The 18,854-nt window shown below is 69.7% G+C and carries 18 protein-coding genes and 1 pseudogene; 12 read left to right on the forward strand and 7 right to left on the reverse strand.

All coding sequences use genetic code 11. The features are described from left to right. Positions 1–6: 6 nt before the first annotated feature. From AB7I40_RS00720 to AB7I40_RS00730, 3 genes are read left to right on the forward strand one after another with little or no spacing between them, the layout of a single operon-like run. Positions 7–525 carry a 2'-5' RNA ligase family protein gene (locus tag AB7I40_RS00720; protein ID WP_428346468.1) on the forward strand — a complete coding sequence of 173 codons (519 nt, stop codon included), beginning with the start codon at positions 7–9 and terminating at the stop codon, positions 523–525. Positions 526–535: 10 nt separating this feature from the next. Continuing rightward, positions 536–799, forward strand: a complete 264-nt coding sequence (locus tag AB7I40_RS00725; protein WP_428346469.1) for a DUF2087 domain-containing protein — start codon at positions 536–538, stop codon at positions 797–799. A gap of 9 nt (positions 800–808) precedes the next feature. After that, positions 809–1,372, forward strand: a complete 564-nt coding sequence (locus tag AB7I40_RS00730; RefSeq protein WP_428346470.1) for a M23 family metallopeptidase — start codon at positions 809–811, stop codon at positions 1,370–1,372. A gap of 165 nt (positions 1,373–1,537) precedes the next feature. On the opposite strand, the gene bioB is transcribed toward AB7I40_RS00730, so the two are convergent. Beyond that, positions 1,538–2,533, reverse strand: coding sequence for a biotin synthase BioB (bioB, locus tag AB7I40_RS00735; protein ID WP_428346471.1), 996 nt, complete (start codon positions 2,531–2,533; stop codon positions 1,538–1,540). Positions 2,534–2,644: 111 nt separating this feature from the next. Between bioB and AB7I40_RS00740 the strand changes: the two genes are divergently transcribed. The 3 genes from AB7I40_RS00740 to bioD are packed head-to-tail and all read left to right on the forward strand — an operon-like array spanning position 2,645 to position 5,711. Then, the gene (locus AB7I40_RS00740; RefSeq protein ID WP_428346472.1) at positions 2,645–3,922 is read left to right on the forward strand and encodes an adenosylmethionine--8-amino-7-oxononanoate transaminase; all 1,278 of its coding nucleotides are present in this window, start codon (positions 2,645–2,647) and stop codon (positions 3,920–3,922) included. Then, positions 3,922–5,052, forward strand: coding sequence for an 8-amino-7-oxononanoate synthase (locus tag AB7I40_RS00745; RefSeq protein ID WP_428346473.1), 1,131 nt, complete (start codon positions 3,922–3,924; stop codon positions 5,050–5,052). The genes AB7I40_RS00740 and AB7I40_RS00745 overlap by 1 nt, the downstream gene beginning before the upstream one ends. Continuing rightward, complete coding sequence (bioD, locus tag AB7I40_RS00750) at positions 5,049–5,711, forward strand: dethiobiotin synthase (protein ID WP_428346474.1); 663 nt, start codon at positions 5,049–5,051, stop codon at positions 5,709–5,711. The genes AB7I40_RS00745 and bioD overlap by 4 nt, the downstream gene beginning before the upstream one ends. A 22-nt stretch (positions 5,712–5,733) precedes the next feature. Here the strand turns inward: bioD and AB7I40_RS00755 are convergent, their stop codons facing one another. Then, positions 5,734–6,276, reverse strand: coding sequence for an NADPH-dependent FMN reductase (locus AB7I40_RS00755; protein WP_428346475.1), 543 nt, complete (start codon positions 6,274–6,276; stop codon positions 5,734–5,736). A gap of 88 nt (positions 6,277–6,364) precedes the next feature. Between AB7I40_RS00755 and AB7I40_RS00760 the strand changes: the two genes are divergently transcribed. Next, the gene (locus AB7I40_RS00760; protein ID WP_428346476.1) at positions 6,365–6,961 is read left to right on the forward strand and encodes a TetR/AcrR family transcriptional regulator; all 597 of its coding nucleotides are present in this window, start codon (positions 6,365–6,367) and stop codon (positions 6,959–6,961) included. Here the strand turns inward: AB7I40_RS00760 and AB7I40_RS00765 are convergent. Next, positions 6,958–8,778, reverse strand: a complete 1,821-nt coding sequence (locus AB7I40_RS00765) for a CapA family protein (protein WP_428346477.1) — start codon at positions 8,776–8,778, stop codon at positions 6,958–6,960. The two genes, AB7I40_RS00760 and AB7I40_RS00765, sit on opposite strands and share 4 nt — an antisense overlap. Before the next feature lie 214 nt (positions 8,779–8,992). Here AB7I40_RS00765 and AB7I40_RS00770 point away from each other — a divergent pair, with 214 nt between their 5' ends. The 4 genes from AB7I40_RS00770 to pgsC are packed head-to-tail and all read left to right on the forward strand — an operon-like array spanning position 8,993 to position 12,353. Then, complete coding sequence (locus tag AB7I40_RS00770) at positions 8,993–9,118, forward strand: hypothetical protein (RefSeq protein ID WP_428346478.1); 126 nt, start codon at positions 8,993–8,995, stop codon at positions 9,116–9,118. Continuing rightward, a complete protein-coding gene (locus AB7I40_RS00775; protein WP_428346479.1) occupies positions 9,087–9,989 on the forward strand; it encodes a hypothetical protein in 903 nt (300 codons plus the stop codon). The genes AB7I40_RS00770 and AB7I40_RS00775 overlap by 32 nt, the downstream gene beginning before the upstream one ends. Before the next feature lie 2 nt (positions 9,990–9,991). Then, positions 9,992–11,317, forward strand: coding sequence for a poly-gamma-glutamate synthase PgsB (gene pgsB / locus AB7I40_RS00780; protein WP_428346480.1), 1,326 nt, complete (start codon positions 9,992–9,994; stop codon positions 11,315–11,317). 7 nt (positions 11,318–11,324) lie between these two features. Next, entirely contained in the window at positions 11,325–12,353 is a 1,029-nt protein-coding gene (gene pgsC / locus AB7I40_RS00785) for a poly-gamma-glutamate biosynthesis protein PgsC (protein WP_428346481.1), read from the forward strand. On the opposite strand, the gene cimA is transcribed toward pgsC, so the two are convergent. Beyond that, positions 12,350–13,942, reverse strand: a complete 1,593-nt coding sequence (gene cimA / locus AB7I40_RS00790; RefSeq protein ID WP_428346482.1) for a citramalate synthase — start codon at positions 13,940–13,942, stop codon at positions 12,350–12,352. The genes pgsC and cimA overlap by 4 nt on opposite strands. A 294-nt stretch (positions 13,943–14,236) precedes the next feature. Between cimA and AB7I40_RS00795 the strand changes: the two genes are divergently transcribed. Next, positions 14,237–14,947, forward strand: a complete 711-nt coding sequence (locus AB7I40_RS00795) for a MerR family transcriptional regulator (protein ID WP_428346483.1) — start codon at positions 14,237–14,239, stop codon at positions 14,945–14,947. Here the strand turns inward: AB7I40_RS00795 and AB7I40_RS00800 are convergent. The 3 genes and pseudogenes from AB7I40_RS00800 to AB7I40_RS00810 form a co-directional block, all read right to left on the reverse strand. Beyond that, positions 14,944–16,587, reverse strand: a complete 1,644-nt coding sequence (locus tag AB7I40_RS00800; protein WP_428346579.1) for a serine/threonine-protein kinase — start codon at positions 16,585–16,587, stop codon at positions 14,944–14,946. The two genes, AB7I40_RS00795 and AB7I40_RS00800, sit on opposite strands and share 4 nt — an antisense overlap. Then, positions 16,576–17,649 (reverse strand): annotated as a pseudogene (locus tag AB7I40_RS00805) (branched-chain amino acid aminotransferase); the annotation flags it as partial. The pseudogene AB7I40_RS00805 and the gene AB7I40_RS00800, both read right to left, overlap by 12 nt. Positions 17,650–17,790: 141 nt before the next feature. Next, positions 17,791–18,849, reverse strand: coding sequence for a 3-isopropylmalate dehydrogenase (locus tag AB7I40_RS00810; RefSeq protein WP_428346484.1), 1,059 nt, complete (start codon positions 18,847–18,849; stop codon positions 17,791–17,793). Between the last annotated feature and the right edge of the window lie 5 nt (positions 18,850–18,854).

The raw sequence follows: 18,854 nt of genomic DNA on the forward strand, positions 1-18,854 counted from the left end.
CGCGAGATGGGACACAGCGTCCTGCTCGTGCCGGTGCCACCGCTCGAGGCCTTCATCCGCGCCCGGACCGAGCACTACGACACCGACTACCTCTCCAGCGACCCGGACTTCACCCACGCCCACATCACCGCGCTCGGCCCCTTCCTGGACGAGCTGGACGCCGAGTCCGCGGCCCTGATCGCGGCGATCGCGCGAGCCACAGCCCCCTTCGACTACCGCCTGGAGCGGATCGACACCTTCGGCACCGGCATCATCCACCTGGTCCCGGATCCGGACCAGCCGTTCCGCGATCTCACCGAGCGCCTCGCCAGGGCCTTCCCGCAGTGCCCTCCCTACGAAGGCAGCTTTCCCGACACCTGCCCCCACCTGACCCTCGATGCCCGGACCGAGCAGGTGAGCGAGGAGTCGACCCGGGCTCTGCTCGGCTCGGCGATCCCGGTCACCGCACGTGCGACGCGCCTGGACCTGGCGTGGTACGACGCCGGCAACTGTCACGTGGTCGATTCCTGGCCCCTGGGTGTGTGAGTCTGGGTCCATGGACGTGCTCCACAACTTCCTGAGCCCCGACGGCAGCCTGCACACGATCCCGACCAAGCGAGCGAAGCTGCTGGTCGTCCTTGACCACCTGGCCCAGGAGTTCGACCTGGGCAGGACCTATCCGGAGGCCGAGGTCAACGCCATCCTCGAACGCTTCCATCCCGACTACGCCGCCCTGCGGCGCTATCTGGTCGACGACGCGTTCCTGACTCGCGAGGACAACGTCTACTGGCGCTCGGGCGGAACCGTCGATGTCGGTTAGCGTCACACCATGAAGAGGCTCCTGCTCCTGCTGCTCACCGTCACTGCGCTGGTGAGCCCCCTCCTGGTCACCAGCGCGCCCGCCGGCGCCGAGCCCGACCCTCGGTGGGTGTTCTACACCAAGGACAAGACGGCCTACAGCTCCCCCTGGTTCGGCAACAGCCACCGCATCATGATCGGCTGGGGCTGCACCAACGCCCCCTACTACGCCCCCGATCCGAGCTGCACGAAGGGCCGCGGCTTCCACCACGGGATCGACGTGGCCATCGGCTGCCGTGGCCGGATCTTCGCCGGGGTCAACGGCTGGGCGGTCGACCACAGCAGCCTGGGCCCGGCGTACGGCACCAATCCCCTGCTGATCCGCAACCACGCCCGCGGCGTCGACATCGTCATCGGACACACCCGTCGGGTCTACGTGCACCCCGGTGACCGGATCCGCAAGGGCGACGTGATCGCCCGGGTCTCCGACAACGGCGCTCCCGACGGCTGCCACCTGCACTTCGAGGTGCGCGAGCTCGGCGGCGGCCTGAGTACGGCGCAGTGGCCGCGGCCGCTGCTCGGTCTCAGGAGCTGACGGTGCCGTGTTCCACGCAGACCGCTGACCAGCCCAGCGGGTGCACCTGCACCTTCATCCGCCGCGCACACGTCGAGCAGTAGCGAGGCGGCTCCATCTCCAGACGGCGCGCGCACGCGGTGTGATCGCCCGAGTCGGCCCGCTGGCCGCAGTGAGGGCAATACATCACAGGGTCTTCGCGAGTTCCTTGATCGGCATCTTCAGCTCCGATAGCAGCTCGAGGTCGGCATCGGCGGCCCGGCCGAGCGTGGTGAGGTAGTTGCCCACGATCACCGCGTTGATGCCGCCGAGCAGGCCCTCACGGGTGCCCAGGTCGCCGAGGGTGAGCTCGCGGCCACCGGCGTAGCGCAGCACCGTGCGCGGCATCGCCAGCCGGAACGCCGCGATCGTGCGCAGCGCGTCGGTGGAGTCCATGATCGGCTGGTCCCCGAACGGGGTGCCCGGGCGCGGGTTCAGGAAGTTCAACGGCACCTCGTGCGGGTCCAGCTCAGCCAGCTGGGAGGCCAGCTCGGCACGCTGCTCGAGTGACTCCCCCATCCCCACCAGACCACCGCAGCACAGCTCCATGCCGGCCTCGCGCACCATCTCGCAGGTCTCCCACCGCTCCTCGTAGGAGTGCGTGGTCACCACGGAGGGGAAGTAGGAGCGGGCCGCCTCCAGGTTGTGGTTGTAGCGGTGCACCCCCATCTCCTTCAGGTCATCGACCTGCTCCTGGGTGAGCATCCCCAGCGAGCAGGCGACGTTGATCTCGACGGCCTCCTGGATCGCCTTGATGCCGTCACGCACCTGCGACATGAGCCGCTCGTCAGGCCCGCGGACCGCCGCCACGATGCAGAACTCGGTGGCACCGGTCGCCGCGGTCTCCTGCGCCGCCTTGACCAGCTGCGGGATGTCGAGCCACACGGCGCGCACCGGGGAGGTGAACTGGCCTGACTGGGAACAGAAATGACAGTCCTCGGGGCACCCGCCGGTCTTCAACGAGATGATCCCCTCGACCTCGACCTCGGGGCCGCAGTGCTTCATCCGCACGTCGTGGGCCAGCTGCAGCAGATCCGGGATCTGGTCGTCAGGCAGCTGCAGCACCTCGACCAGCTCGTCGTACGACAGGCCCTCGCCGTTGTCGAGGACCTGGACGCGGGCACGCTCGAGAATGTCAGTCACAGTCGCCCAATCTAATGTGCGTCTGGTCTGCTGTCGTCGTGAGGTCGGTTACTGGACGGTCACTGGGACGGCGTGCGACTGACGGCACCGGCGTCAATACACTCAGGGGCGATGACCCCCCTTCAGTCCGCGGAGCTGCTGGCCTTCGACCGTCAGCACCTCTGGCACCCCTACACGTCGATGACCGAGCCCACGCCGACCCGGCTCGTCACCGGTGCCGACGGGGTCCGCCTGACGCTGGCGGACGGTCGGGTCGTGATCGATGCCATGTCCTCGTGGTGGTCCGCGATCCACGGCTACCGCCACCCGGCCCTGACCGCCGCGGCCACGGCCCAGCTCGACTCGATGGCGCACGTCATGTTCGGCGGCCTCACCCATGAACCGGCGATCCGGCTGGCCCGCCAGCTGATCGAGATCACCCCGGGCGGCCTGGAGCACGTCTTCCTGGCCGACAGCGGCTCGGTCAGCGTCGAGGTCGCCATGAAGATGGCCCTGCAGCACCAGCGCGGCGTGGGTCACCCCGAGCGCACCCGCTTCCTGACGGTCCGCGGCGGCTACCACGGCGACACGTTCGATGCGATGAGCGTGTGCGACCCGGTCGGCGGCATGCACTCGATGTTCACCGGCCTGTTGCCCGAGCAGCTGTTCGGGGACCGACCGCCCGGGCAGGGTCAGGACATCTCCGAGTGGGAGGCCGGCTTCCGGGCGCTCGCGGCCCGCCACGCGTCCGAGATCGCAGGTCTCATCGTCGAGCCTCTCCTGCAGGGTGCCGGGGGCATGCATCCCTACCCGGCCGCGTGCCTCACCGTGTTCCGCGACGTCGCCGACGAGCACGACCTGGTGCTGATCTTCGACGAGATCGCCACCGGCTTCGGACGCACCGGGACGCTGTTCGCCGCCGAGGCCGCCGGGGTCGCACCGGACGTCATGTGCGTCGGCAAGGCCCTGACCGGCGGCTACCTGAGCCTGGCCGCCGTCCTGTGTACGACGGCCATCGCGCGCGGCCTCTCCCAGAGCGATGCCGGGGTGCTCATGCACGGGCCGACCTTCATGGGAAATCCGCTGGCCTGTGCGATCGCGAGCGCCAGCATCGACCTCCTGCTCGGTCAGGACTGGGAGGGCGAGATCCAGCGGATCAACGCCGGCCTGGCCCGGGGGCTCGGCGAAGGACTCGCCGGTGGCGCGGTCGCTCGGACCTTGGGCGCCGTGGGCGTCATCCAGCTCGACCACCAGGTCGACGTGGCCAAGGCGACCGAGGTCGCGCTCGAGCACGGCGTGTGGCTGCGCCCGTTCCGTGACCTGATCTACACGATGCCCCCCTACGTGTGCACCGACGACGAGATCGCCGCCATCACGACGGCTATGCGGGCTGCCGCGGACGTGGCGTGATGAGCGAGCAGTGGACGACGTGGCTGGCTGCCAGCCGTGCGCGCCGTGAAGCGGCTGGGCTCCAACGCACACTGCGGCCCCGCAGCGCCGCAGAAGGTCTCGTCGACCTGGCCGGCAACGACTACCTGGGACTCAGCCGCCATCCCACCATCACCGCGGCGGCTGCCGAGGCTGCCCGGGTCTGGGGAGCCGGCGCAGCCGCGTCACGGCTGGTCACCGGCACGACCCAGCTGCACGCCGATCTCGAACGGAGTCTCGCGGACTTCACCGGGATGCCCGCGGCATTGTGCTTCTCGACGGGCTACCACGCCAACCTGTCCGTGCTCGCCGCGCTGGCCGACCGCGACTCCCTCCTGGTCAGCGACAGCCACGTCCATGCGTCGCTGATCGACGGCGCCCGCCTCTCCCGTGCCTCCGTGCTGGTCACCCCGCACAACGACGTGGACGCGGTGGCCGCTTCGCTGAGCAGCAGGAAGGGGCGGCGTGCACTGGTCCTGGTCGAGTCCGTCTACTCCGTGTTCGGGGACGCCGCACCGTTGGCCGATCTTCTCGAGGTGTGCGAACGGCACGATGCTCTCCTCGTGGTGGACGAGGCCCATGGGCTGGGGGTCCGCGGCGAGGGTCGGGGCCTGCTGCAGGAGTTGGGCCTGACAGCTCACCCGAGCCTCGTGATGACCTGCACCCTGTCGAAGTCCCTGGGCGCCCAGGGTGGCGGTGTGCTGGGCCCGCCCGAGCTCATCGACCACCTGGTGAACGCCGCCCGGCCGTTCATCTTCGACACAGGGTTGGCGCCGGCCTCGGCCGGGGCGGCGCTGGCGGCGCTGCAGTTGATCGAGACCGAGACCGACCGGGTCGAGCGTGGCACCAAGCGGGCCCATGAGCTCGCCACGGCCCTCGACATCGAGGTCCCTGATGGTTGGGTGATGTCGGTGCCGATGACCTCACCTGCGGTCGCGCTCACCGCCCAGCAGGCGGCCCGGGAGCGCGGTGTCGCCGTCGGCTGCTTCCGTCCGCCGTCCGTGCCCGACGGGATCTCGCGGCTGAGGATGACGATCAACGCCGGCGTGCCCGAGGACCAGTGGCGGCGCGCGGTCGACGTGCTCGTCGACGTCGTGGCAGCGCATCGATGACACGGATCCTGGTCGTCACCGGCACCGACACCGATGTCGGCAAGACCGTCGTCACCGCTGCCCTCGCCGCCGCTGCCACCGGCAGCGTCGTGGTGGTCAAACCCGTGCAGACCGGCATCAGCGGCACCGAGATCGGCGATGTCGATGTGGTGCACCGGCTGACCGGTCGTGCCTGTCAGGAGTTCACGACCCTCTCCGACCCGTTGGCGCCCGACACCGCGGCGCGGCTGCGTGAGGTCCGCATCCCACCGGTGGCTGAGTACGCCGACCGGATCCGGGTGCTGGGCGAGTTCCACGACCTGGTGATAGTCGAAGGAGCCGGCGGGGTGTTGGTACGCCTCGACACCGAGGGCGGAACGATCCTCGACCTGGCTCTTGCCCTGGAAGCGGACGTCTACGTGGTCACCCGGGCCGGGCTGGGCACGCTCAACCACACCGCCCTGACCGTCGAGGCACTGAGGGCCCGCGGCATCGAGCCGCGAGCCCTCGTGATCGGATCATGGCCCGGGACCCCCGGACTCGCCGAGACCACCAACCGCGCGGACCTTGCCGCGCAGACCGGCGTGCCGCTGGTCGGCGTACTGCCCGAAGGTGCGGGTGCGCTGAGCCGGGAGGAGTTCCTGGAGCAGGCCCCGACCTGGTTCGACCAGGCACCGTGAGCACCCACGTCCCGGACGACCGTCAGGCAGCGACCTCGTAGGCCACGAGCTTGGCGACCGCGTCCACGAACGCCTGCACGGTCTCGGCGTCGGAGACCGGGTCCTCGCCCCACGCGTAGCGGTGGTTGATCACGATGTCCTCGACCACGGAGGCTCCTGCCACGGTGGCGGAGCGTCGGGTGTCGTCGTGGGCCCACTTGCCGCCGTACTGGCCGACCGAGGCACCGACGACCGCCAGCGGCTTGCCCATGATCGAGCCCGCACCGAACGGGCGCGATGCCCAGTCGAGGGCGTTGTTGAGGACCGCGGGCATGGTGCCGTTGTACTCGGGAGTGACCACGAGCACCCGATCGGCGGCCGCGACCTGGTCACGCAGGTTGGTGACGGCGACCGGAGCGCTCTCGCCGTCGATGTCCTCGTTGTAGAAGGGGACCTCGCCGAGGCCGGTGGCGATGTCGACGCTCACGCCCGCGGGAGCCTGCGCCTGGACTGCTTCGGCGAGGCGACGGTTGAAGGAGTCGGCGCGAAGACTGCCGACCAGGATGAGGACGCGGGTGTCAGACATGGTTCTCCTGAAGGGTGTGGAAGTGGGAGCAACACCCGTCAAAACGGACCCTGGTCCGCTTCTATTCCCCTCTAGAGTGATCCCCGTCATGACTGAGCCTCGCTTCCTGCCGATGCTCGGGCAGCAGCCGCCCGAGCGGCGCGATGCTGCCCACAACCGCAAACTGCTGCTCGAGGCCGCCCAGCGTCTCGTGGAGCAGTGCGGGCCCGACGCGGTCACCATGGAGGCGGTCGCCACCGAGGCCGGCGTCGGCAAGGGGACGGTCTTTCGCCGGTTCACCAGCCGATCGGGCCTCATGGCAGCCCTGCTCAACCACTCCGAGGCCGAGTGGCAGGCCAACGTGATGGGCGGACCGGCACCCCTGGGCCCAGGAGCCCCACCGATCGATCGGCTGCTGGCCTTCGGCCGCTCCCGGATGATCACCAACCTGCGCCACGCCGACCTGATCAGAGCCGCGGGTCACTCGGGCGGCAGGCCCTACGCCGCCTATTCGTTCGCCGCGACCCACGTGCGCTACCTGCTCGGGGAACTGCACGTGCGCGGGGACATCGCACTGCTGGCCACCTCGCTCCTCGCGCCCCTGGAACTGGTGATCCTCGAGCAGCAGACCCGGATCGAGGGCATGAGCCTCAACCGGGTCGCTGCCGGTTGGGAGGACCTCGTCCACCGCGTCATCGCGGGTTAGTCGTCGCGGGCGACCAGCTGGAGGTCGTCGATGAGCAGCTCGGCGGCCAGGTGTACGTCGTGGGGCGGCGCCAGGCGGGCGTAGACCTGCAGGGCGTTGCGTCCCGGCGGCGCGACCACGTCGAAGCTCACCTTCGTGCAGTCCTTGCGCGGTCCCTGCTCAGGGATCGGCACCGAGACCACGTCGGAGCTCCCCCCGGCCATCCCGCGATACCACCGGATCTCGAGCGACGCCCCGGCCGAGGCCTGGCGCACCTCGGCGGTCAGGGTGAGCCGCGTGCCGGGGGCGATCGACTGGCGATGCACCGTGGTCGCCGTGACGTCCTCCCTGCTGACCGGGCTGCGCTGCAGGCGCAGCCCCTGGTCGCCGGAGCAGGCAGCGAGCGGGGAGGACTCCGCGTACTTCCCGAGGGCCCACAGGGTCGGCTCCGTGGTGCTGGCCACCGTGTCGAGGTCCTCCATCGCCCCGGTGCCCCACAGCAGGTCCCGCCCCGCTGGGTCCGCGGCGCCCGGAGCCAGGCTGGTGGCCACCTCGTCGATCGAGTCGGCCAACCCGCCCACCACCGGCACCGGGCGGTAGTCGACGATCGCGATGGGGTCGACCACCGTGCTGAGAGCCTTGCCAGCGGCCAGCACCACCGTCACCAGGTAGGACCTCGACGACGACCAGAGCTCCTGGTCGAAGGCCAGGTTGCCCACGCTGTGCACGATCGGTACGCCGGCCACGCGGGTGATGCCGCCGATCACGTGCGGATGGCCGTCGACCACCACGGAGGCCCCCGCCCGGGCCGCCATCCGGCTGAACCGGAGCACGTCGGGGGTCTGCCGCTGGCGGTACTCGACTCCCCCGTGCAGCATGAAGACGACGTCGTCGGCACGGCTCCGAGCCTCCCCGATGGCGGCGAGCAGACGGGAGCGGTCGCATCGTGCCGCACCGCCCTTGTCGTCATCGGCCACGTAGGTGATCTCGTGTGCCGATCCGTCGATCGTCGTACAACCGACGAAGGCGACCACCTGTCCCCGCACCTCGACGTACGCCGGAGCCCAGGCCTCCTCGACGGTGCGTCCGGCGCCGAAGTGCGCCAGCCCCGCGTCCTCCACCGCCGAAACGGTCGAGTCGATCCCGGCCTCGAGGGCGTCGTACACGTGGTTGTTGGCCAGGTCGACGACGTCGACTCCCGCAGCCGCGAGCCCGCCGGCGGTCCTGGGTCCGCTCGCGAACATCAGGTCCTTATCGGGATGGAACCTCGCACCCCGGGCATCGGCCTCCCACGGGCGCTCCACCAGCGGGGTCTCCAGGTTCACCACCGTCAGGTCGGCATCAGCCAGCATGGGCCGCAGGTCGCTCAGGACCCGGGCATGGTCGGCAACGGTGGCGCGGTGCGACAACAGGGCGGGGCCGTGGGCGGGCCGGTAGAACCGGCGACCCATCATCACGTCGCCGCCGAACCGCAGCGAGACGGCCTGGTCGGTCGCGGGCGTCAGCGGCACCCGGACCGGGTCGCCCGGTCCGATCGCGACCACCCGCGACAGGAATCCCGGAGCACCGACCCTGACCAACCGAGGGGACGAGAGCACCAGGTCCACCCGTCCGTCAGCACCGGCGACGCGCCCGGGTCCGTCCTCGGCCCCGCTGCCGGACAGCACCGTTGCCTGCGTCGCGGCCAGGGGCTGACCCGAGGCGACGTCCACACCGACGACCTCGACGCTGGACAAGGATGCCGGCGGTGCGACCGACTGCGGAGCCACCCCACGCAGCAGCACGCTGACCAGGGAGAGCGCGCCGAGGACGGCCGAGTACGCGAGTGCTCTGCGCACATTCCCGCCCTTCTGCCCTCGGATTCGCGTCTCGCAACGGAATCAGTTGTCTTTTCTTTGCCAAACAATCGCACCAGTTTTCGCGTTTTGTGCCGTTTCCGGCTCAGCCCCGCCAAACTGACGCTCGGGGGAACGATCGAACATTCAGTGCCGCCGCGTGGGGGACATGTCTTGGGGTGACATCACGCAGCGCGCGTTTTGGGGAGGACCTTTCATGAGCAGCGCGCTCACGCACGGACTGGCAGGACTGGCGGCATTCGCCATCGCCCTGGCCGCCGCCGCCTTTCGGTTCAAGGGAGGTGAGGACAATGTCGCGTCGACTGACATCGGTCTGGACTGACGTCCACTCGAGCCTGCTGGGGGTTGTCGTCGTGGTCGCGGTCGTCAGCGCCGTCGCGGCCAGGTCCGGTGATCCCCGGTTCACCCTCGGCACCGTGCTGATCGCGGTGGCCACCGTGATGATCGCCTCGCTGACCGACAGCCTCGGCGGCATGGCCGTCGCCCTGGTCGGCGGAGCCGCCACCACAGCGGTGCACGACCTGATCGGCACCGGGCAGCTCGCCGGCTTCGCCGACCAGGCGGTCCGCCTCGGCCTGCTCCTGATCGTGGGTGCCTGCGCCGGCAGCCTCGGCGACCGGATCCGGCGCGGACGTCGGGTCGCCGAACGCGTCGCGGCGCAGGCCGTCGCCCCGGTCGAGGGAACCCTGGGCCTGATCTCCTTCAGCGACGCCCAGTGGCGACTCGAGGAGGAGAAGCTCCGTGCCCAGCTCCATGACCGACCCCTGTCGATCGCCCAGGTCACCGTCCGGATCGAGGACGACTCACTGTCCGAGGACGACCGGGTGCGCGCGATGCGAGCGGTCGCCCGGACCCTCGAGACCGAGCTGCGCAGCACCGACGTTCCCTTCGTGATCGGCGAGGACAGCTTCGGCATCATCCTGCCCGAGAGCAGCGCGGAGACCGCCAACGACGTCATCGAACCGGCCCTGATGCTCAGCCGCCTGGCCACGTTCACCGACCGGACCAGCGGTGAGCGGCGCCTTGTGTGTGACGTCGCTGACGTGCGCGTCGCCATCGGGTCTCTGCGCCGGGCCACCCCGCCGCGCCTCGCCGCTGCCCCCCAGCCGAGCACGGCATCACAGCTGCTGGCGGCCCCCGCCCTGGTGGACGACTCCGCAGAACAGCCTCCCGGCCTGCTCAAGGCGAGCTGAGGATGACTGGCGCGATCATCAGCATCTCATTGCTGTGGATGGTGGCGCTGACCCTGGCCGGCTACTGGTGGCAGTCGGTGCGCGACCACGGCAAACGCCTCGACCAGCTCGACGTGCGCATCCATGTCAACGGGATCCGCGGCAAGAGCACGGTCACCCGGCTGGTGGCCTCGGTGATGCGCGAGGGCGGGTTCGTGACCGTCGCGAAGACCACGGGCAGTGCGGCGCGCGTCATCGGCCCCCTGGGCGAGGAGACCCCCATCCGGCGTACCGGCGCACCCACCATCAACGAGCAGATCGCCGTGGTCCGCGAACATGTCGTGCCCGGCGTCGAGGGCCTGGTGATGGAGTGCATGGCCGTGCGCCCCCTGTATCAGGAGTACTCCCAGGACCACATGGTCAAGTCCGACATCACGGTGATCACCAATGTCCGTGAGGATCACCAGGAGGAGATGGGCGAGACGCTCGAGGAGATCGCCGACTCCCTCGCCCTCACCGTGCCCCGGACCGGCGTGCTGATCACCGCCGAGGAACGTCCCGAGCTGCGCGACCGACTGGCCCAGCGGGCGGCGGAACGTTCGAGCCGATTCATCTACGCCGATCCTGCGGGTGTCACCGACGACGACATGCGCGGCTTCGACTACCTCCAGTTCAAGGAGAACGTCGCCATCGGACTGAGCATCGCCGAGCTCCTCGGCATCAGTCGGGAGGCAGCGATCCGCGGCATGTGGAAGGGGGTCCCGGACGTCGGGGTGGTTCGCCTGCGAACCGTGCGGATCCGGGACAAGTCGGTGACGTGGGTGCCGATGTTCGCCGCGAACGACCGCGAGAGCGTCGTCCTCACGCTGCAGTCGCTGGTTGCCCAGTTCCCCTCCGACGCCACCGTCATCGGCATCCTCAACAACCGGCTCGACCGGGGACGCCGGGCCGAGCTGTTCGCCCAGATGGCCTCGGAGGATCTCGAGCCCTTCCTGGACCACACGGTGCTGTTCGGTGCCTTCGAGGACACCGTCGAGCACATCATCCTCGCCCACGGCATGCCGCCCGAGCGGCTGCACCGGATGGGTGACAGTCTCCGGCTGAGCCTCGAGGAGATCCTGGACGGCATCGCCGCCCTCATCCCCGGCGAGCACGGCGTCCTCATCGGGATGGTCAACATCCACACCCACCAGGCCGAGCTGCTGCTCGAGCACATGGCACACGAGATCGGTGCCGAGCACGTCGACGAGCTGCTCGAGTCCCTCAACCCGGCGCGCCAGCCCGACGCCCGACGCCGGCTGCGCTACGCCGCCGCCCGGCGTACCCCGGCGGTGGCGGACAGCTCGTGAGCGCTCGGTGAATCCCTACCTCTACTCCCCTGACGTGGTCCGGGTGACCCTCGTGGTGGGAGTGCTGGTGTCGATGCTGTTCTACGAGCGTCTGCAGCTGACCACCGGTGGCGCCATCGTGCCGGCCTACCTGGCCCTGGCCCTGCTCGCTCCGCTCACCGTCATCCTCACGGTCGCGGCCGGCGTGCTGACCCACCTGATCGTCGACCGGGGCATCACCCGACGCCGCATCCTCTACGGGCGCCGCAAGTTCGAGCTCGAGGTGCTCGTCGGGCTGGCCCTGGTCGGATCGGTGTTCGTGCTGCGCGGCGTGTGGGGACAGCTCGGACCGTGGGACCTGACCGTGGGCACGGTGGGCTTCCTGGTGCCGGGCATCATCGCGCACGACATGTCGCGTCAGGGCATCCACAACACCCTGATGGCCATCCTGGCCACGACGGCGATCCTGGGCACCTTCCTCTACGTCTACGTGGAGCTCCTGGACCTCACCAATGCCCAGGTGGCGCCACCTGAGGTGCTGGCCTCAGTGCTGGGCTACGACCGCCGGCTGCTCCTGGTGGCGGTGGCGGCCAGCGTCCTGATCGGGATGGCGCTCTTCGCGCGGCTCGGGCTGCGCTCGGGTGGATTCATCACCGCGGCCTACCTCGCGCTGCTCATCGACCGGTGGTGGGACCTGGCCTTCATCCTGGTCGTCGCCGTGCTCACCTGGGCGGTCGTGGCCAAGCTGATGATGCCGCGCCTGCTGCTCTTCGGCCGGCGCAAGCTGTCCACGATGGTCCTGTTCGGGGCCCTCATCGGGTCGACGGCCGAGCTGGTCGCCCGGGGCATGAGCGACGGGCTGTGGGAACCCGTGCGCGGCCTGACCGTGATGACGGTCATGCTGCCTGCCCTGATCGCCAACGACGCGCAGCGCCAGGGCTGGGAACGCACCCTGTGGGGGGTCGGCCTGGGCACGCTCGGGGTGTTCTCGGTGACCAACCTGGTCGCGGCCCTGCTGCTGGGCACCGGCCTGCTCAGCCCCGCCGTGTTCGGCTAACGCGCCGCCTGTTGGCGGCGCAGCCCGAACGTCAGTCCGTCGACCAGGGCATCCCACGACGCCTCGATCACGTTGTGTCCCACCCCCACCGTGACCCACGACGACTCCCCGTCCGAGGTCTCGATGAGGACCCGGGTGATCGCGTCGGTGCCGTGACCCTGGTCGAGGATGCGCACCTTGTAGTCGATGAGCTCGAACTTGACCACCTCGGGGTAGGCCTGTCCGATCGCCGTGCGCAGGGCCGCATCGAGAGCGTTCACCGGCCCGTTGCCCTCGGCCGTGACGACGAACCGCTCGCCCCCGGCCCGCAGCTTGACCGTCGCCTCTGAGACTGCCTCGTCCCCGGGACGGGTCTCGGTGATCACCCGCCACGACTCCACGTCGAAGTAGGACAGCCGGGCGCCGTCGACCTCCTCGATCAGCATCAGTTCGAAGGAGGCATCGGCCGCCTCGAACGTGTAGCCGCGCAGCTCCTGCTCCTTGACCCGCGCGGTCACCCTGGCCACCAGGTCCTGGTCGAGCTCGAAGCCGAGCTCTCGACCCTTGAGCTCGATGCTGGCACGACCCGCCATGTCGGAGACCAGCAGCCTCATGTCGTTGCCCACCCCGATCGGGTCCATGTGCTGGTAGAGGTTGGGGTCCACCTTGATCGCGCTGGCGTGCAGGCCGGCCTTGTGGGTGAACGCCGAGGTGCCGACGTACGGCTGACGCGACGCCGGCGGGAAGTTGGTGACCTCCGCGACCGCGTGGGCGATGCGGGTGGCGTCCTTGAGCAGGCCCGGGGGCAGCACACGACGGTCCAGCTTGAGCTCGAGGTTGGCGATGACCGAGACCAGGTCGGCGTTGCCGGTGCGCTCGCCGTAGCCGTTGATGGTCCCCTGCACGTGGGTGGCGCCAGCAGCGACCGCCGCGAGAGTGTTGGCGACCGCACAGCCGGTGTCGTTGTGGCAGTGGATGCCGACGCGTACGCCGGTGGCCTCGACGACGTCGTGCACGACGTCGGCGACCCGGGTCGGCAGCATGCCCCCGTTGGTGTCACACAGGGCGAGCACCTCGGCGCCGGCCTCATAGGCCGTGCGTAGCACCTCCAGGGCGTAGTCGCGGTTGTCGCGGTAGCCGTCGAAGAAGTGCTCGGCATCGAGGAAGACCGTCTGGCCCTCGGCGCGCAGATGGGTGACGGTGTCACGGATCATCGAGAGGTTCTCCGCCAGCGTGGTACGCAGCGCGAGTTCGACGTGGCGGTCGTGGGACTTGGCCACGAGCGTCACGACCGAGGCACCACTCTCGCGCAGCGCGGCCACCGTCGGGTCGTCCGCGGCCACGTTGCCGGCTCGGCGGGTGGCGCCGAAGGCTGCGAGCTTCGCATGGCGCAGGTCGAGCTCGGAGGCCGCGCGAGCGAAGAACTCGGTGTCCTTGGGGTTCGCCCCGGGCCAGCCACCCTCGATGTAGCCCACGCCCAAGAGATCGAGTTGGCGCGCGATCTGGAGCTTGTCGGCGACCGACAGGTTCAAGCCCTCCTGCTGCGCACCGTCACGCAGGGTCGTGTCGTAGACGTGGAAGCTTCCGTGGAGGTCCAGTTGGTCGGTCATTTTCGGCATTCTTTTCGTCTCGCAGGGTGTCGTCGAGGTCGCAGAGGGCACAAAAAAACCTCTCGAACACGAGAGGTTTGCGCGTCAGGGAGGCTGACGCGCTAAGGAATGACGATCTCCGACATCTTCATGTGTCGATCTTGCCACGGAAGCCTCCGCGACGGCGTGTCCGTCCCGGGATACGAACACTACAGAGGTCAACTAGACCGGGGGCTGCCCGTCACCCCCGAAGGATGCTTATCTAAGATCACCCCTGTTTCACATCGGACTCCCCGCCCGACCAATCAGGACAAAATGCGCATCAGCGAACTCAGCGAACAGGCTGATCTGCCTGTCGGTACCGTCAAGTTCTACTTGCGTTCCGGACTGCTGCACCAAGGACAGTTGGTCAGCGCCACGCAGGCGGAGTACGACGAGACCCACCTCGAGCGACTACGCCTGATCCGCGCCCTCCTCGAGGTCGGCCACCTCACGCACGCCGAGATCCAGGGCATCCTCGACGCTCTTGCCAAGCCACCGGGGCAGATGGTGGAGGCGCTGGTCCAGGTCTACGACGCTGCAGCGAAGGCTGCCCGCTACGACGAGACCGACCTGACCCCGGCACTCGCCGCCGTCCGGGCGCTGGGCTGGTCGATCGACCCCGAGTCCCCCCACCTCGCCTGGCTGGCCCGGGCCATCAGCGCGCTCGAGAGCATCGGACTGCCCCCCTCCGGCGAGCGCATGCAGGTGTACGGCGCCGCAGCGCTGCTGGCTGCCGAGAACGACATCGACTGGGTGATGGACGCCGACCCGGACCGCACGGTGCTGCGCGCCATCGGGAGCTCGGTGCTGTGGGGGTCGGTGCTGGGCGCGCTGCGCGTGCTGGCCGCCGAGGACGTGTCCCGCCGGCAGTTCGGGGAGATGACGATGGCGCTGCGCAATCTCGGCGCCGAGCCCGGTCAGTTCCAACAGACCCCGGAGGACCCGGACGACGAGCCCGAGGCGTCCATCCCCGTGGCGGACTAGAACAGGCCACCCAGGAACGAGCTGCCGGCGAACGGACCCTCGGTGGCCGGTGCCCAGTTCACTCCCTGTGCGCCCAGGACCAACGCGGCCACGGCCGCCCCGGCCAGCAGTCCCCCCGTCATCAGTCCCCACACCAGTGGCCGGCGGCTGGCGCTGAGCACGGCACGGCGGACCGGGCCGCGCAAGCGGGAACCCCCCGGTCCCCACCACAGGGCCGTCACCACGCTGGCCCCGGCGATGGCCAGGGTGGTGTCCGTCGGTGCACTGAACGCGAAGCAGACCAAGCCGGCCGCGAGCCCGAGGCCCAGGGCCCAGAACGTCAGTAGGAACAGTCCGGGCAGGGCCACGACGAGAAACCAGGGATAGCTGAAGGGCAGCACGAGCGCGTCGTACCAGCGTCGCCCGCGACGCATCAGCCGGTCCTGGTGGCGACTGCCCGCCAGTGACCCGGCCCGCAGGACCCACACCAGCGTCACCAGCACCGCTGTCGCGAGGTAAGGCGCCAGCGCGATGCTGACCGTGGCCAGGATCAACAGCGACCCCGTGAGGGCAAGGCGCCTCAGCCGTCCCGCGGTGTCGAGGTCCTCCTCGACGAAGAGGTCCGGTTCGACCGGCTCGTCGCTCCACACCTCCGTGGAGAAGACGCGAGTCGGGTCGTCGGGCTCGGTGCGTGCGGTCGGCGCCTCTGCGGGGGCTGCTGCGACGGCCGCGTAGGGCATCGTCAGCGGTGCCTCCTCAGCCGGCATCGGGCGCACGGCGGTCGGCGCGGGCCGGTCGCCGGCGAGCTCGGTCCGGATCTCCCGGAGCGAGGGGCGCTCGAGGGGCTCCGGCGACAGGGCAGCGTCGAGCAGGTCGCGCAGGCCACTCGGAAGCCCACCGAGCTGGTGCTCACCCCGGCGGACCCGGTCCATGATCGCCATGGACGGACCGCGGCCGAACGGCGGATTCCCAGTGCCGGCGAACGCGACGGTCGCCGCCCACGAGTGGATGTCGGAAGCGGCGGTGGCGTCCTCGCCGTACAGGATCTCCGGGGCGAGGTAGCCGGGGGTGCCCAGCAGCCATCCGGTGTGGGTCAGCCGCGGGTCGTCGGCGACCCGGGCCAGCCCGAAGTCGATGAGGATCGGGGCCCGGCCCTCCATGAGCACGTTGGAGGGCTTGACGTCGCGGTGCAGCACTCCCACCGCGTGCACGGCCTGCAGCCCGTCGGCCAGCCGCGCGGCGAACCAGGCCAGGTCCTGGACCGGACCGTCCTCGCGCACGTGGTCGTGGAGCGACAACCCCGGGACATAGCGGGTGGCGACGTAGGGAATCGGGCCCCACGGGTCGGAGTCCTCGATCTCGGCGACCCAACGACTGCGGATCAGGCTCAGCGAGTTGACCTCACGAGCCAGCCGTTCGCGGGCCTCGTCGTCACCGACGATGTGGGGACGCAGCACCTTGAGGGCCACCCGGTGCCCGTCCGAGCGCCGGGCGAGGTGAACCACACCCATGCCACCCTCGCCGATGCGCGACAGCAAGGTGTAGGGGCCCACCTGGATGGGGCCGGGAGGCTGCGTTCGGGGCAGGGCGGTCACGAGAGCAGCGTAGACCGGAGTCCGGGTGAACTGCGGTAGTCGCGGCTCCGCGCGGACCTGGTGCATCCAGCCGAACGTGTCCTCGGCGCGACCGAACTGGATGTCGACCAGAGCCTGGCGGATCTTCATCGTCAGCTCGCCGGCGTCACCGTCGGAGGAACCGACCTCGCCGCCGTCCCACTTGAGCGCACCCACGGGGGTGACCACGGCTGCGGTGCCGCAGGCGAACACCTCGGTGATGCGGCCGCTGGCCACTCCCTCGCGCCACTCGTCGATGTCGACCTTGCGCTCGACGACCTGGTGGCCCATCTTGCCGGCCAGCTCGATGATGGCCGCACGCGTGATGCCCTCCAGGATGGTGCCGGTCTCCGGGGTGACGATCGTGCCGTCGTCGTGCACGAAGTACATGTTCATGCCGCCGAGCTCCTCGACGTAGCGGCCCTCCTGGGCGTCGAGGAAGACCACCTGGTCGCAGCCGTGGGAGCTCGCCTCCTGCTGGGCCACCAGGGAGCTGGCGTAGTTGCCGCCGGTCTTGGCCGCGCCCATGCCACCGCGGCCGGCTCGGGTGTAGTCCTCGGTCAGCCAGAGGGTGATCGGCTTGACCCCCTTGCTGAAGTAGGCACCGGCGGGACTGGCGATCACCATGAAGGTCACGTGGTGGGCCGGACGCACCCCCAAGAACACCTCCGTGGCGATCATGAACGGCCGGATGTAGAGGCTCTTCTCCCCCTCCGCGTCGGGCACCCAGCGCTGGTCGACGCGCACCAGGGCGTCGACGGCTGCCACGAAGTCGGCCGGTTCCAGCTCGGGGAACGCGAGTCGCCGGCTGGAGCGCGCCATCCTCTTGGCGTTCTCCTCGGGGCGGAAGGTCCAGACCGATCCGTCGGCGTGGCGGTAGGCCTTCATGCCCTCGAACGTCTCCTGGGCGTAGTGCAGGACGGCGCTCGCAGGGTCCATCGTCAAGGGACCGTAGGGCGTGATCCGGGCGTCGTGCCACCCGGCGTCGGGCGTCCACTCCACCGTGAACATGTGGTCGGTGAAGTAGGTGCCGAAACCAGGGTTGGCCAGGATCCCGGCCAGCCGGTCGTCGTCCACGAGGTCACTGGAGAGGGTGGTGCTGATGTCCATGGTCGTCACGTTAGCCGACCTTTCACGTCGGGTCTGCGGCCCGTCGTACGACAGGTCCGTGGGGTGTCAGGGAGAACTGGCGGTTGTCAGGGGTCGCAACCCCTGGCAACCGTGGGTTTCCCCGGCCGACCGGGGATCGCCTCAGCCCGAGACGCGCGCCGCGATCGCGTCGCCCACCTCGGAAGTACGCCGCGTCGAGCCGGGTACGCGCTCCGCGAGATCGGCCAGCACGGCTGTCTCGATGGCGGCTGCTGCCTCGGGGTGGCCCAGGTGGTCCAGCAGCAGGGACGCCGACAGGATCGCTGCCGTCGGGTCCGCCTTCTGCTGGCCGGCGATGTCGGGAGCAGAGCCGTGGACGGGCTCGAACATCGAGGGGGCGGTGCGGTCCGGGTTGATGTTGCCGGAGGCAGCCAGCCCGATGCCACCGGTGATGGCGGCGGCCAGGTCGGTGATGATGTCGCCGAACAGGTTGTCGGTGACGATCACATCGAAGCGCGACGGATCGGTGGTCATGAAGATCGTGGCCGCGTCGATGTGCAGGTAGTCCACCGACACCTCGGGGAACTCCGTCGAGACCTCCGCCACCAGTCGTGACCACACGGCTCCGGCGTACACCAGCACGTTGGTCTTGTGGACCAGCGTGAGCTTCTTGCGCCGGCGCATGGCCCGGGCGAAGGCGTCCCGTACGACGCGCTCCACACCGAAGGCGGTGTTGAGCGACACCTCGGTGGCGACCTCGGCGGAGGTGCCCACCCTGATCGAGCCACCGTTGCCCGTGTAGGGCCCCTCGGTGCCTTCACGCACGACGACGAAGTCGACCTCGCCTGGGTCGGCCAACGGCGAGGTGACGCCGGGGAAGATCCTGGAGGGACGCAGGTTGACGTAGTGGTCGAGCTCGAACCTCAGTCGCAGCAGCAGCCCGCGCTCGAGGATGCCCGGCGGCAGGTTGGGGTCACCCGGCTTGCCGCCGACTGCTCCCAGCAGGATCGCGTCGTGCTCGCGGATCTCGGCGAGGACTCTGTCGGGCAGGACCTCGCCGGTGGCCAGGTAGCGCTCCGCACCCAGGTCGTAGCGGGTCTGCTCGAACTTCACCCCAGCCGGGGCCGCGACCTCGAGGACCTTGAGGGCCTCTGCCGTGACCTCCTGGCCGATCCCGTCACCGGGAACGACAGCCAGCTTGAGCGAACCTGTGTCAGTCATGGCGA

The sequence above is a fragment of the Nocardioides sp. genome, from assembly GCF_050246775.1.
Classification (GTDB): domain Bacteria; phylum Actinomycetota; class Actinomycetes; order Propionibacteriales; family Nocardioidaceae; genus Nocardioides.

Coding starts and splice junctions, on each gene's coding strand:
- AB7I40_RS00720 (WP_428346468.1), top strand. CDS start 7: ATGGGACACAGCGTCCTGCTCGTGCCGGTGCCACCGCTCGAGGCCTTC.
- AB7I40_RS00725 (WP_428346469.1), top strand. CDS start 536: ATGGACGTGCTCCACAACTTCCTGAGCCCCGACGGCAGCCTGCACACG.
- AB7I40_RS00730 (WP_428346470.1), top strand. CDS start 809: ATGAAGAGGCTCCTGCTCCTGCTGCTCACCGTCACTGCGCTGGTGAGC.
- AB7I40_RS00740 (WP_428346472.1), top strand. CDS start 2,645: ATGACCCCCCTTCAGTCCGCGGAGCTGCTGGCCTTCGACCGTCAGCAC.
- AB7I40_RS00745 (WP_428346473.1), top strand. CDS start 3,922: ATGAGCGAGCAGTGGACGACGTGGCTGGCTGCCAGCCGTGCGCGCCGT.
- bioD (WP_428346474.1), top strand. CDS start 5,049: ATGACACGGATCCTGGTCGTCACCGGCACCGACACCGATGTCGGCAAG.
- AB7I40_RS00755 (WP_428346475.1), bottom strand. CDS start 6,276: ATGTCTGACACCCGCGTCCTCATCCTGGTCGGCAGTCTTCGCGCCGAC.
- AB7I40_RS00760 (WP_428346476.1), top strand. CDS start 6,365: ATGACTGAGCCTCGCTTCCTGCCGATGCTCGGGCAGCAGCCGCCCGAG.
- AB7I40_RS00770 (WP_428346478.1), top strand. CDS start 8,993: ATGAGCAGCGCGCTCACGCACGGACTGGCAGGACTGGCGGCATTCGCC.
- AB7I40_RS00775 (WP_428346479.1), top strand. CDS start 9,087: ATGTCGCGTCGACTGACATCGGTCTGGACTGACGTCCACTCGAGCCTG.
- pgsB (WP_428346480.1), top strand. CDS start 9,992: ATGACTGGCGCGATCATCAGCATCTCATTGCTGTGGATGGTGGCGCTG.
- cimA (WP_428346482.1), bottom strand. CDS start 13,942: ATGACCGACCAACTGGACCTCCACGGAAGCTTCCACGTCTACGACACG.
- AB7I40_RS00795 (WP_428346483.1), top strand. CDS start 14,237: ATGCGCATCAGCGAACTCAGCGAACAGGCTGATCTGCCTGTCGGTACC.
- AB7I40_RS00800 (WP_428346579.1), bottom strand. CDS start 16,587: ATGCACCAGGTCCGCGCGGAGCCGCGACTACCGCAGTTCACCCGGACT.
- AB7I40_RS00810 (WP_428346484.1), bottom strand. CDS start 18,849: ATGACTGACACAGGTTCGCTCAAGCTGGCTGTCGTTCCCGGTGACGGG.